Raw genomic sequence first — 11,759 nt, forward strand, 5'->3', positions numbered from 1 at the left:
GGCTCAGGTGGCGTCGTCGTAGCCGTCGCCGCGGCGGCTGCCGCTGCCGTTGTCGCCGTCGGCGGCGTCATCGTCGTCGTAGGCCTGCGACTGCACCTGCTCCGGGATGTGGTCGAGGCTGGACGCCTCGTCCGGGTCGAGGCCGAAGTCCGGGTCGGCGGCGCGGCGGCGGGCCTTGCGGGAGTCGTTGAAGAAGCAGATGCCCATCGCCATGAAGTACAGCAGCACGATCGGGGCGGCCAGCAGGCACATCGTCAGCGGGTCGCCGGTGGGGGTGGCCACCGCGGCGAAGATGGTGATGCCCAGGACCATGCCGCGCCACCAGCCGAGCATGCGGCGGCCGGTGACCAGGCCCGTGAAGTTGAGCAGCACCAGCACCAGGGGTAGCTCGAAGGCCAGGCCGAAGACCACGACCATGCGGACCACCAGGTCCAGGAAGTCGTCCAGGGCCAGCAGGTTGGTGGTGTCGTTCGGCACGAAGCCGATCATGATCCGGGCGGTCTGCGGCAGGATCTCGTAGGCCAGCGCGGCGCCGGCCAGGAACAGCGGCACGCCCGCGCCGACGAAGCCGAGGGTGTAGCGCTTCTCGCTGCGGTGCAGGCCGGGCGCGAGGAACGCCCACAGCTGGTACAGCCACACCGGCGAGGAGACGACGATGCCGGCCATCAGCGAGACCTTCAGCGCGATGGAGAAACCACCGAGCAGGCCGTTGACGGTCATCTGCGCGCAGGGCGCGCTGTCGTGCTGGTGCGTGGCGCCGTTGACACAGCGGACGTTGCTGGGGATCCGGTGCTGCAGCAGCTCGATGATGTTCTTGTAGAAGAAGGCCGCCACGACGGTGACGACGATGATCGTCAGAACCGACTTGAAGAGCCGGTTGCGCAGTTCACGCAGGTGTTCCGCGAGCGGCATCCGCCCCTCGGGGTCCTTCTCCTGCTTGCGGGCAGTCTTGAGCACCCACGTCCTCGTCTCGTGCGGCAGCCGTCAGCGCGTGTCGGCTTCGTCCTACACCTGGGGGGCCGGCGGCGCTGCCGCCCGGCCCCGGCGGTCGGGCCGGGCTCAGCCCTGCGTCGTGCGGTCCGGTTCGGCGACCGGACGGGCGCTGGCGGTGTCACCGGGCGCGGCCTGGATGGTCCGCGGCGTGACGGCGTCCTGCGGGGTGGCGGCGGTGCCGTCGGCGGGCGTCGCGCCGTCGTGCTTCATCGCCTTGGCCTCGCTCTTGAGGATGCGGGCCGACTTCCCGAGGGAGCGGGCCACGTCGGGCAGCTTCTTGGCGCCGAAGAGGACGACGATCACGAGAAGGATGAGGACGATCTCGAGGGGCTTGAGATTGCCGAGCATAAGAGGTCTACCTTCTCACCGGGGCGGCGTGTCCTTGCGACTGCTGGTCGCGCCGGGCCCGGACAGATGTCCGAAACACCGTGCGCTGGCTGTGATCGTAGCGTGCGCCGGTGAACAGCGGGGAAGCCCCCGAAGTACTGCCGGCCACGGCCCCCGCCGCGCTCCGATGCGGGCCGTGGGCTCAGGGTACCCTCCCGTGACCCGGGTGGGGCAGGCTCAGTTGCGCGAGATGTCGCCCGCCCGGCCGCCCAGCCGGTCCGCCGCCTGCTGCAGCCGGTCGCCCGCCGCGGACAGCGCGCGGGTGCTCTCGGCCACCTGACGGGCCAGGTCCTGCACGGCGAAGAAGACGCGGACGGCCGGCACACCCAGCACCAGAAGGCCCGCGGCGGACAGGCTGACGTACGCGATGAGCCACCACATGGGCCGCGAGCCTACCGCCCGCGGACGCCGCCGCCGGCCGCGCGTCCCGCCGACCCGGCGTCAGCCGGGCAGGGGTCAGCCGTACGGGCGTCCGGTGCCGGGCGGCAGTGCCGGGCGCCGTGTGCGGAGCAGGCGTCAGCCCTGCAGGCGCATCGTGCGGACGCCGCCGCCGGTGAGCAGTTCCACGATCCGCTCCCCCGCCGGCTTGCGGACCGCCTCGCCGCACTCGGGGCAGGTGAACGTGTAGAAGGTGGTGCGGGCCGAGGCGCCGATGACCAGCCGCAGCTCGCCCGCGGGCAGTTCGGAGCTGCTGCGGCAGTGCGGGCAGCCGGCCCGGAAGAGGACCGATCCGGTGGCGGGCGGCGGGCAGGCGGCGGGCGCCGTCATCGCCGGCCCCTCACTCACCGTAGGCGCCGAGCGCCTGGACGGCGGCGTCCCGCGCCCCGGCCGCCAGGGCCGCCGGCGCCACGATCCGCCCGTCGCGGCCCAGCCGCAGCGCCAGCCGGCGCAGCGAGCCGGGGTCCGGGGTGCGCAGGGTGATGCGCAGGCCGCCGTCGGGCAGTTCCTCGGCGCTGTCGTGCGGGTAGTACTCGGCGACCCAGCGCCCGCCGGGCCCGACCTCGATGACCACCTCCGGGTCGTCGCCGGCCGGCTGGACGAGTCCCTGGGACAGGTCGCGCGGCTCGATCCGCGGCGGGTCGGACGGCTCGTCGAGCAGCCGGATCTCGGCGACCCGGTCGAGCCGGAAGGTCCTGCGGTCCTCGGAGAGCCGGCACCAGCCCTCGACGTAGGTGTGGCCGACGGCGAACAGCCGGATCGGGTCGACCTCGCGCTCGGTGAGGGTGTCGCGGGCCGGCGAGTAGTAGCGCATCCACAGCCGGCGGCGTTCGGTGATCGCCCGGTCCACGGTGGCGAAGACGCTGCCCTCGGACTCGAAGGTCACCGACAGGTGGGCGCTGGCCTCCGCCGCCTCGCCCGCGGCCGCCTCCAGCTTGGTGACCGCACGGAGCAGGGCCTGGCGGTCGCTGTCCCGCAGGCCCGGCAGGTTGGCGACCGCGCGGGCGGCCACCAGCAGCGCGGTGGCCTCGTCCGCGGCGAGCCGCAGCGGCTGCGCGACGTCGTCGGCGGTCCCGGGGTTGTGCCACCAGATCCGCTCGCCGTCGGTGTCGATGTCCAGCAGGTCGCCGCCGCGGAAGCTGGTGCCGCACAGCGGCAGCACGTTGAGGTCGCCGATCAGCTCGGCCTCGGACACGCCGAAGGCGCGTGCCACCTCGCTGACCCGTGCCCCGGGCCGCTCACGCAGATACGTCACCAGTGACAGCATCCGCCGCGTCTGGTCGATCGCGTTGCTCATCGCGCGTCCCCGCCCTTCCCTCAGCCCTTCGCCACCGCGCGCAGCCGGTCCACGACCTCGGCGCGCAGCTCCTCCGGCGCGACGACCACGACGTCCGGGCCGAACTCGGCCAGCCAGGCGTCCAGTCCGTGGCCGTAGGGGATCTCCAGTTCGTCCCACTCGCTGTCGACGGCGGCGGTGCTCAGCGCGCGCGCCCGCAGCGGGTAGCCGCTCTCGTGGCGCAGCCGGATCCGGGCGGTCGCGGCCGTGGCGCCCTCGCCGGCCCAGCGGGCGACGGCCTCCCTGACGTCGACGTGGTCCGGGACCGCGGCGGCCGCCGCGCCGCGGGCGCGCACCTTGCCGCTGATCCGGGAGAGCCGGAAGACCCGCACGTCCTCGCGGTCGCGGTCGTACCCGGCCAGGTACCAGTGGCCGCGCCAGCACTCCAGGGCCCAGGGCTCCACCAGCCGCGGCTCGGGCCGGACGGCGTTGGCCTTGCGGTAGTCGAAGGCGACGGCGCGGCGCTCGCGGGTGGCGACCATGAGCGCCTCGAAGGCCGGCTCGGGGGCCGGGATGCGCGGTTCCAGGGCGCTGCTGGCGTCCTCGTAGGGGACGCCTGCGGCGCGCAGCTTCTGCAGGGCGCCGCTGGCCGCCTCGGCCAGCCGGGCCTGCTGCCAGACCTTGGCGGCCAGGCTCAGGGCGGCGGCCTCCTCGGGGTCCAGCGCGATGTCGGGCAGCCGGTTGCGGTCGCTGCGGGCCAGGTAGCCGAACTCGCCGTCCAGGCTCTCCACCGTGTCGATGACCAGGCCGAGTTCGCGCAGGTCGTCCTTGTCGCGCTCGAACATCCGGTTGAAGGCGTCGTCCGAGGTGACCTCGTGGTACGCCTCGATGGAGGCGCGCAGCTCGCGCTTGCTGACCGGGCGCCGGGTGTTCATCAGGCACAGGGCCAGGTTCATCAGCCGCTCGGCCTTGGCGATCGCCATCCCGCACCCTTCTTCCGCCCTCGATCGCAGACCGTACCGCTCCGGGCGCCGGACCCAAAACCCGAGGGCCCCGGCCGTGCGGCCGGGGCCCTCGGGGGTGCGCGGCGGACACCGCGCGCGATCGCCGTCAGACGGCGACCAGGTCGCAGACGAAGATCAGCGTCTCGCCGGGCTTGATCGCGTTGCCGGCGCCGCGGTCGCCGTAGGCGAGGTGCGCGGGGATGGTCAGCTGGCGGCGGCCGCCGACCTTCATGCCCTTCACGCCCTGGTCCCAGCCGGCGATGACCTGGCCGGCACCCAGCTGGAACTTCAGCGGCTGGCCACGGTTCCAGCTCGCGTCGAACTCCTCGCCGGTGGAGAAGGCCACGCCGACGTAGTGCACGGAGACCGTGTCACCGTCCTTGGCGACCTCGCCGTCGCCCTCCCAGATGTCCTTGATCTCCAGGTCGGCCGGCGGCTCGCCGCCCGGGAAGTCGACCTCGGGCTTGTCGATGCTCACGTGGATGCTCCTTGTGGTGCTGATGCGGGCAACCCGCCCAGTCTTGCAGAACTACAGAATCGCCAGGATGTCCAGGGTGAAGACCAGCGTGGAGTTCGCCGGAATGCTGCCCTGGGCCTGGCTGCCGTAGGCCAGGTCGGGCGGCGTCACCAGCATGACGCGGCTGCCGACCTTCTTGCCGGCCAGGCCCTGCTGCCAGCCCTTGATGAGCTGGGCCAGCGGGAAGGCGGCGAGCTGGCCGTTCTTGTAGCTGGAGTCGAACTCCTTGCCGCCGTCCCACAGCACGCCCTTGTACTGGAGCAGCAGCGTGTCGGTGGCCTTGACCGTGGCGCCGTCGCCCTCCAGGACATAGGCGGAGACCAGCTTGGTGGGGGCCTTGACGCCCTTGGGCACGGTGACCGAGGGCGCGGCGCCGTCGGTGTTGGTGCCGACCTTCGGCAGGTTGGCGTCGTTCTGCGGGACGGCCTTGCCGTTCGCGGAGCTCTTGGCGTCGTAGCGGTTGATCACGTCCACCACGAACACCAGCGTGTCGGTGCCCTTGATGCCGGCCTGCGCGTTGCCGGAGGTGCCGTAGCCGAGGGACGGCGGGATGGCCAGCTCGACGCGGCTCTTGACCTTCTGGCCGACCAGGCCCTGGTCCCAGCCGGGGATGACCTTCCCCTCGCCGATGACGTTGGTGTAGGGCGCGCGGCCCCAGGAGGTGTCGAAGACCTTGGCGGTGTCCCAGATCTGGCCGAGGTAGTTCACCTGGATGTAGTCGCCGGCCGCGATGGCCGGGCCGTCGCCCTGGATGACCGTCTTGACCGCGAGGTCCTTCGAAGGGGTGACGGTTCCCTTGGCCACGGTGGGCTTCTCGCCGAACTTGGTGCCCGCGGTGATGTCCGGGACGGGCCCGCTGACGATGCTCGGCTTGGGCGTCGCGGACGGCGTGGCCGACCCCGACGGGGAGGGCGACGCGGCCGAGTCGCTCTTCTTGTCGTCACTGCCGCAGCCTGCGGCGGTGAGCATGAGCGCGGGCACGGCGAGCAGTACGGAGCGTCGGCGCACGGTGTTCCTCGATGGGGTCGTCGGGTGTGGGGCTGGCTGTCGTGGCTGCGATGCCGCCCCACACCCTACGGTGTGCGCCCGATGGGCCCGTCACCTCCCGGCGATCACGCTCGCGCGATCACATCCCGGCGATGAGCTTCTCCACCCGGTCGTCCACCGACCGGAACGGGTCCTTGCACAGGACCGTGCGCTGCGCCTGGTCGTTGAGCTTCAGGTGCACCCAGTCGACGGTGAAGTCGCGGCGCTGCTCCTGGGCCCGCCGGATGAAGTCGCCGCGCAACCTGGCCCGGGTGGTCTGCGGCGGCACGGACTTGGCCTCGAAGATCTTCAGGTCGCTGCAGATCCGCTTGGCCTGGCCCTTGCGCTCCAGCAGGTAGTAGAGCCCGCGGCGGCGGTGGATGTCGTGGTAGGCGAGGTCGATCTGGGCCACCCGCGGGTGGGACATGGTGATGTTGTCCCGGTTGCGGTAGCGCTCGATCAGCTGGTACTTCATCACCCAGTCGATCTCGGTGCCGATCTTGCCCAGGTCGCCGGATCCGATGGCGTCCAGGGTGCGGCCCCACAGCTCCAGCACCTGGTCGATGACGCCGCTGCGGATGCCGCGGCGCTCGCAGAACTCGACGGCCTTGCTGTAGTACTCCTCCTGGATCTCCAGGGCGGACGCCTCGCGCCCGGAGGCGAGCCGGACCTTGCGCCGGCCGGTGATGTCGTGGCTGACCTCGCGGATGGCCCGGATCGGGTTCTCCAGCGTCAGGTCGCGCATCACGGTGCCGGCTTCGATCATCCGCAGCACCAGGTCGGTGGCGCCGACCTTGAGGAGCATGGTGGTCTCGGACATGTTCGAGTCGCCGACGATCACGTGCAGCCGGCGGTAGCGCTCGGCGTCGGCGTGCGGCTCGTCGCGCGTGTTGATGATCGGCCGCGAGCGCGTGGTGGCGGAGCTGACGCCCTCCCAGATGTGCTCGGCCCGCTGGCTGACGCAGTAGACGGCGCCGCGCGGGGTCTGCAGGACCTTGCCGGCGCCGCACAGCAGTTGCCGGGTGACGAGGAACGGAATGAGGATGTCGGCGAGCCGGGAGAATTCACCGTGCCGGGCCACGAGGTAATTCTCGTGGCATCCGTACGAGTTGCCCGCCGAGTCGGTGTTGTTCTTGAACAGGTAGACGTCGCCGGCGATGCCTTCTTCGTGCAGCCGCCGTTCGGCGTCCACCAGAAGGCCTTCGAGGATGCGTTCCCCGGCCTTGTCGTGCGTGACGAGTTCGGTGACGTTGTCGCACTCGGGAGTGGCGTACTCCGGGTGCGAGCCCACGTCGAGGTAGAGGCGGGCCCCATTGCGCAGGAAGACGTTGCTGCTGCGGCCCCATGACACGACACGGCGGAAGAGGTAGCGCGCCACCTCGTCAGGGGACAGACGCCGCTGTCCCCTGAACGTGCATGTGACGCCGTACTCGTTCTCCAGCCCGAAAATGCGGCGGTCCATGTCTGAACATTACGCCTGATGCGTGGTACTGAAACGGGGTTCGACCGCACGGTTTCGATCTTTTTCCCCGCCCGATCCGAGGTTTGGGGCCGTCAGGATTCGGCCGGTCAGCAGCAGGACCAGCATCGCGGCCCCGCCACCGCCCGCCGCGGTGCCGAAAGCGGCGCCCGCGCCCGCGTGCTGGGCGGCGGCGCCGGCCACGCCGGTGCCCAGTGCCGCGCCCACGCCCACCGCGGTGACCACCCAGGAGAACGCCTCCGTCACGGTGCCGGCCGGGGCGTGCCGGTCGACCACCAGGAACAGGCAGGCCAGGGCCGGGGCCAGGAACAGGCCCGAGAGGGCCGCAAGCGGCAGCATCGCGGGCAGCGCGGGCACCAGCAGCAGCGGCGGGTAGCACAGGGCCAGGCCCACCGAGAGCACGCGCAGACGCCGTTCGGGGACGCCGGCCCAGGTCCGGGCGCCGTAGCCGAGGCCGCCGGCCAGCGCGCCGGCCCCGTTGGCGGCCAGCACGTAGGCCGCGACCGGGCCGCCGCCGTGCGCGTCGCCGTAGGCGACGGCGGCCAGGGACACGGCGCCCAGCGCGATGCCGACGAAGAAGCAGGCGCCGAGCAGCACGGCCAGGCCGCGGGAGCGCAGCGCGCCCAGCCAGTGCGGCTCGCGCTCCTCCGCGCGCCACTGCCGCGCGGGGTGCGCGGTGACCACGACGAGCGTGCCGGCGACTCCCAGCAGGCCGGTCAGGACGACGGCGGCGGCGTGCGAGGCCGCGGCGACGGCCACGGTCACCAGCAGCGGGCCGACCGCGAACATGACCTCCTGGGCCGCGGCGTCCAGCGCGTACGCCTTCTGGACCCGGTCGCCGTCGCCCAGCACGGCCGGCCACAGCGCCCGCAGCCCGCCCTCCAGCGGCGGCGTGGCCACTCCGGCGACCAGGACCGCCGTGACGGCCAGCGGCAGCGGCTCGGGGCCCGTGACGGCCAGCAGGGCGAAGCCCGCGGCCGACACCAGTGCGGCGGCGGTCATCACGCGGGGCTGGCCGCGCTTGTCGACGGCCCGGCCCAGCAGCGGCTGCCCGACGGCGACGGCCAGGCCGTACAGCGCGGACAGGGTGCCGGCGAGCCCGTACCCGGCACCCTCGGAGCGCAGGAAGAGCACGATGGCGAGCGCGGCCATCGCGTTGGGCAGCCGGCCCAGTAGCGTGCCGCCGAGCAGGCGCGCGGCGTAGGGCGTGCGCAGCAGATCCCCGTAGCCGCTTGCCATGGCCGCTCCCGCCGGTCGAGGTGTGGGTGAGGTGTGCAGTGTTACGTATAACGTCGGGCCACCACAAGTAGCATGGCCGCAGCTCACGGGCTCACGGCCGGGATCGGGCGGGCCGCCGAAGGCCACCGGAAGGGCCCTGGAGGGCCCTGGCCGGCCCGTACGGGGGGCGAGGGCGGCACGGAGCGGGACCGGGAGGCGAAGAGCGTGCACGAGGCGTCTGCCGTCCCCGCGGCGCCCGCGGCGCCGCCGGACGGCCCGCCCGCGGGGGTGGTGCGGTGACCGGCGCGGTGCGGCCGACGTCGCGGGACGTGGCGCGGGCGGCCGGCGTCTCGCAGGCGACGGTGTCGCTGGTGCTGGGCGGGAAATGGCGCGGCAGGGTCTCCGAGCGCACCGCCTCGGCCGTGCGGGCCACCGCGGACGAGCTGGGCTACCGGCCCAACCTGGCGGCCCGCAGCCTGCGGCTGGGCCGCACCCGGACGGCACTGCTGGTGGTCCCGGCGCTGACCAACGAGTACTTCGCCCGGCTCTACTCGGGGGCGGCCGGGGTGGCCGCCGAGCACGGCTTCGGGGTGGTGCTCTACCCCTCGCCCGAGGGCGTCGGGCCGGCCCGCGACCCGTTCGGCTCGGCGCGGGCCGCGATCGACGGCGTGATCGCCTCCTCGATGGCCGCCGACGCGCTGGCCGGCATCGGCGACGTCGGGCGGGACGGCGGCCTGCCCCTGGTGATGCTGGACAGCGACCCGTCGGCGCCGCAGGGCCCGCCCACGGTGAACCTGGCGGTGGGCGACGGCATCCGGCAGGTGACCCGCCACCTGCTGGACCTGGGGCACCGCCGGTTCGCGCACCTGGCGGCCGACGTCGACACCTGGACGTTCCGGGTCCGCGCGGAGGCGGTGGCCGCGGAGCTGGCGGGAGTGCCGGGCGCGGTGCTGACGTCCGAGCGGTGCGCGCTGGACGTGGCGGCGGCCCGGGCGGCCGCCGGGCGGGCTCTCGACGGGCCGGGGCCGCGCCCGACCGCGCTTCTGTGCGACGGAGACGTGCTCGCCGCCGGTGCCTGCAAGGCGGTGCGGGGCCTGGGCCTGCGCGTCCCGGACGACGTGTCGGTGTCGGGATTCGACGACCTGTCGCTGGCGTCCGCCCTGGACCCGGAGCTGACGTCGGTCAGGCTGCCCGCCGAGGAGGTCGGCTCCGCGGGCATGCGGGCCCTGCTGGAGCTGCTGGACGGCGGTACCCCGCGCCCGTCGGAGCTGCCGGTGGAGCTGGTCGTCCGGGGCAGCACCGCGCGCCCCGCACGGCGGCGCCCCTGAGGGCGGCCGCCGCTGCGGGCGGCGCCTCCAGGGGCGCGGGCCGGGACCGTCCGGGAGTCACACCGTCCGGACCGGCCGGGTCTACTCCTCCTCGTCGGAGGGCTCGTCCGTCTTCGCGGTGGACGCGCTCTCGGTCTCCATCAGGCGGGCCAGCTGGCGGCCCAGGATGCGCTTGAACTTCCGCTGCTGCGGCCGGGTGCGGTCGAGCACCGCGACCTCGAGCTGCTCGGCGGTCAGCTGCCGGTCGCTGCCGTTGGTGTCGCGGCCCAGGGACTCCACGGCCAGCGCGAGCGCCTCGGCCAGCGTCATCCCGTCGCGGTGCCGCTGGTCCAGGTAGCTGCCGATCTGGTCCGAGTTGCCGCCGACGGCGACCGCGCCGTGCTCGTCGACGATGGAGCCGTCGTGCGGCAGCCGGTAGATCTGGTCGTCCTCGGGGGCGGACCCGACCTCGGCGACGATCAGCTCCACCTCGTACGGCTTCTCGCCGACGCTGGAGAAGATGGTGCCCAGCGTCTGCGCGTAGACGTTGGCCAGGCCGCGGGCGGTGACGTCCTCGCGGTCGTAGGTGAAGCCGCGCAGGTCGGCGTAGCGCACGCCGCCGATGCGCAGGTTCTCGAACTCGTTGTACTTGCCGACCGCCGCGAAGGCGATCCGGTCGTAGATCTCGCTGACCTTGTGGAGCGCACGGGAGGGGTTCTCGGCGACGAACACGATGCCGTCCGCGTACTGCAGGACGACGACGCTGCGGCCGCGCGCGATGCCCTTGCGGGCGTACTCGGCGCGGTCCGCCATGGCCTGCTGAGGCGAAACGTAAAAGGGCGTGGACACCGGCTAACCGTGCCTTTCTGCAGTGAGGAGGGAACCCGACCGGAATCCGGTCACGTGGCGGTGGGTCACAGCACCTGCGCCTGGGGTCCGTCGGGCCGCTCCATGCGCTCGTCGAGCACCGAGCGGGCGATCTCGGAGACCTCCGCGTCGGCCAGCCTGCGGAAGCCGTCCTCCGTGATGACGGTGACGATCGGGAAGATCCTGCGGGCCACGTCGGGACCGCCGGTGGCCGAGTCGTCGTCCGCGGCGTCGTAGAGCGCCTGGACCACGGCGGTGACCATCTCGCGCTCGGCGAGGTCGCGCCGGTAGAGCTTCTTGAGGGAGCCGCGGGCGTACACCGAGCCGGAGCCGGTGGCCGCGAAGCCCGTCTCCTCGCTGCGGCCGCCGGTCACGTCGTAGGAGAAGATCCGGCCCCGGTCACGCTCGGTGTCGTACCCGGCGAACAGCGGCACGACCGCCAGGCCCTGCAGCGCCATGCCCAGGTTGCCGCGGATCATGGTCGACAGGCGGTTGGCCTTGCCCTCCAGGGACAGCACCGCCCCTTCGATCTTCTCGTAGTGCTCCAGCTCCAGCTGGAACAGCTTGACCATCTCGACGGCAAGGCCGGCGGTGCCGGCGATGCCGACCGCGGAGTACTCGTCGGCCGGGAAGACCTTCTCGATGTCGCGCTGGGCGATCACGTTGCCCATGGTGGCGCGGCGGTCGCCGGCCAGCACCACGCCCCCGTCGAACGTGGCCGCCACGATGGTGGTGCCGTGCGGGAGCTCCACCGCGCCCTTCAGCGGCGGCAGCGTGCGGTTCCCCGGCAGCAGCTCGGGCGCGTGATCGCCCAGGAAGTCGAGGAACGAGGACGAGCCGGGAGTCAGGAAGGCGGCCGGCAGACGCCCGGTGGTGCTGCGAGTGTTGGCTTCCACGCGATTCCTTCCACACGATCTTGGGAGTCGGTACGGACCCTACCCGTGGCCCGGAAATCCATCCGCCCCGCGGTCCGTGGGGATGCGGGGCGGGTGGAGGGGTGAGCGGCTACTCGCCGCCCTTCTGGACGAACGACCGGACGAAGTCCTCGGCGTTCTCCTCCAGGACGTCGTCGATCTCGTCGAGGACGGAGTCCACGTCGTCCGAAAGCTTCTCCTGGCGTTCCTTGAGGTCGGCGGCCGCCTGGTCGTCCTGCTGGACCTCCTCGACCTCTTCGGTGGAACGCGTCGCCTTCTGCTGTCCGCCGTCGGTGTCCTTCGTGGCCATGTCCCTCACCCCGCTCGTCTCG

General features: G+C 72.8%; 14 protein-coding genes. 1 reads left to right on the forward strand and 13 read right to left on the reverse strand.

The window, feature by feature from the left end; translation table 11 throughout:
- Nucleotides 1-3: 3 nt before the first annotated feature.
- The 10 genes from tatC to BMW99_RS29255 all read right to left on the reverse strand — a co-directional run bounded on the left by tatC (nt 4) and on the right by BMW99_RS29255 (nt 8,360).
- On the reverse strand, nt 4-957 hold the full coding sequence (gene tatC / locus BMW99_RS29210; RefSeq protein WP_075017865.1) for a twin-arginine translocase subunit TatC: 954 nt from the start codon (nt 955-957) through the stop codon (nt 4-6).
- Between the two features lie 102 nt (nt 958-1,059).
- Nucleotides 1,060-1,341 (reverse strand): Sec-independent protein translocase subunit TatA, encoded by a 282-nt coding sequence (tatA, locus tag BMW99_RS29215; protein ID WP_069467030.1) that lies wholly within the window; start codon nt 1,339-1,341, stop codon nt 1,060-1,062.
- Between the two features lie 216 nt (nt 1,342-1,557).
- Complete coding sequence (locus BMW99_RS29220) at nt 1,558-1,761, reverse strand: hypothetical protein (protein ID WP_069467029.1); 204 nt, start codon at nt 1,759-1,761, stop codon at nt 1,558-1,560.
- 135 nt (nt 1,762-1,896) lie between these two features.
- The gene (locus BMW99_RS29225) at nt 1,897-2,148 is read right to left on the reverse strand and encodes a hypothetical protein (RefSeq protein WP_075017866.1); all 252 of its coding nucleotides are present in this window, start codon (nt 2,146-2,148) and stop codon (nt 1,897-1,899) included.
- Between the two features lie 10 nt (nt 2,149-2,158).
- Nucleotides 2,159-3,115 carry a helix-turn-helix transcriptional regulator gene (locus BMW99_RS29230; protein WP_075017867.1) on the reverse strand — a complete coding sequence of 319 codons (957 nt, stop codon included), beginning with the start codon at nt 3,113-3,115 and terminating at the stop codon, nt 2,159-2,161.
- A 20-nt stretch (nt 3,116-3,135) separates the two neighbouring features.
- Nucleotides 3,136-4,077, reverse strand: a complete 942-nt coding sequence (locus tag BMW99_RS29235) for a helix-turn-helix transcriptional regulator (protein ID WP_075017868.1) — start codon at nt 4,075-4,077, stop codon at nt 3,136-3,138.
- A gap of 127 nt (nt 4,078-4,204) precedes the next feature.
- Complete coding sequence (locus BMW99_RS29240; RefSeq protein WP_069464290.1) at nt 4,205-4,576, reverse strand: FKBP-type peptidyl-prolyl cis-trans isomerase; 372 nt, start codon at nt 4,574-4,576, stop codon at nt 4,205-4,207.
- Nucleotides 4,577-4,627: 51 nt separating this feature from the next.
- Nucleotides 4,628-5,623, reverse strand: coding sequence for an FKBP-type peptidyl-prolyl cis-trans isomerase (locus BMW99_RS29245; protein WP_069464289.1), 996 nt, complete (start codon nt 5,621-5,623; stop codon nt 4,628-4,630).
- Between the two features lie 118 nt (nt 5,624-5,741).
- Entirely contained in the window at nt 5,742-7,103 is a 1,362-nt protein-coding gene (pafA, locus tag BMW99_RS29250; protein WP_069464288.1) for a Pup--protein ligase, read from the reverse strand.
- A 9-nt stretch (nt 7,104-7,112) separates the two neighbouring features.
- Nucleotides 7,113-8,360: an MFS transporter gene (locus tag BMW99_RS29255; RefSeq protein ID WP_069464287.1), complete on the reverse strand. Its 1,248-nt coding sequence runs from the start codon at nt 8,358-8,360 to the stop codon at nt 7,113-7,115.
- A 275-nt stretch (nt 8,361-8,635) separates the two neighbouring features.
- On the opposite strand from BMW99_RS29255, the gene BMW99_RS29260 reads away from it, so the two are divergent.
- Complete coding sequence (locus BMW99_RS29260) at nt 8,636-9,667, forward strand: LacI family DNA-binding transcriptional regulator (RefSeq protein WP_069464286.1); 1,032 nt, start codon at nt 8,636-8,638, stop codon at nt 9,665-9,667.
- 81 nt (nt 9,668-9,748) lie between these two features.
- Here the strand turns inward: BMW99_RS29260 and prcA are convergent, their stop codons facing one another.
- The 3 genes from prcA to BMW99_RS29275 form a co-directional block, all read right to left on the reverse strand.
- Nucleotides 9,749-10,495 (reverse strand): proteasome subunit alpha, encoded by a 747-nt coding sequence (prcA, locus tag BMW99_RS29265; protein ID WP_069464285.1) that lies wholly within the window; start codon nt 10,493-10,495, stop codon nt 9,749-9,751.
- Between the two features lie 65 nt (nt 10,496-10,560).
- Entirely contained in the window at nt 10,561-11,409 is an 849-nt protein-coding gene (prcB, locus tag BMW99_RS29270; protein WP_069464284.1) for a proteasome subunit beta, read from the reverse strand.
- A 109-nt stretch (nt 11,410-11,518) separates the two neighbouring features.
- Complete coding sequence (locus tag BMW99_RS29275) at nt 11,519-11,737, reverse strand: ubiquitin-like protein Pup (protein WP_069464283.1); 219 nt, start codon at nt 11,735-11,737, stop codon at nt 11,519-11,521.
- Between the last annotated feature and the right edge of the window lie 22 nt (nt 11,738-11,759).

The sequence above is a fragment of the Actinacidiphila rubida genome, assembly GCF_900110255.1.
In the GTDB taxonomy this organism is placed as follows: domain Bacteria; phylum Actinomycetota; class Actinomycetes; order Streptomycetales; family Streptomycetaceae; genus Actinacidiphila; species Actinacidiphila rubida.

What these genes read in the sequence shown, in the direction of transcription:
- pafA (WP_069464288.1), bottom strand. Translation starts at nt 7,103, where the DNA reads ATGGACCGCCGCATTTTCGGGCTGGAGAACGAGTACGGCGTCACATGC.
- BMW99_RS29230 (WP_075017867.1), bottom strand. Translation starts at nt 3,115, where the DNA reads ATGAGCAACGCGATCGACCAGACGCGGCGGATGCTGTCACTGGTGACG.
- BMW99_RS29255 (WP_069464287.1), bottom strand. Translation starts at nt 8,360, where the DNA reads ATGGCAAGCGGCTACGGGGATCTGCTGCGCACGCCCTACGCCGCGCGC.
- BMW99_RS29225 (WP_075017866.1), bottom strand. Translation starts at nt 2,148, where the DNA reads ATGACGGCGCCCGCCGCCTGCCCGCCGCCCGCCACCGGATCGGTCCTC.
- BMW99_RS29220 (WP_069467029.1), bottom strand. Translation starts at nt 1,761, where the DNA reads ATGTGGTGGCTCATCGCGTACGTCAGCCTGTCCGCCGCGGGCCTTCTG.
- BMW99_RS29235 (WP_075017868.1), bottom strand. Translation starts at nt 4,077, where the DNA reads ATGGCGATCGCCAAGGCCGAGCGGCTGATGAACCTGGCCCTGTGCCTG.
- BMW99_RS29275 (WP_069464283.1), bottom strand. Translation starts at nt 11,737, where the DNA reads ATGGCCACGAAGGACACCGACGGCGGACAGCAGAAGGCGACGCGTTCC.
- tatA (WP_069467030.1), bottom strand. Translation starts at nt 1,341, where the DNA reads ATGCTCGGCAATCTCAAGCCCCTCGAGATCGTCCTCATCCTTCTCGTG.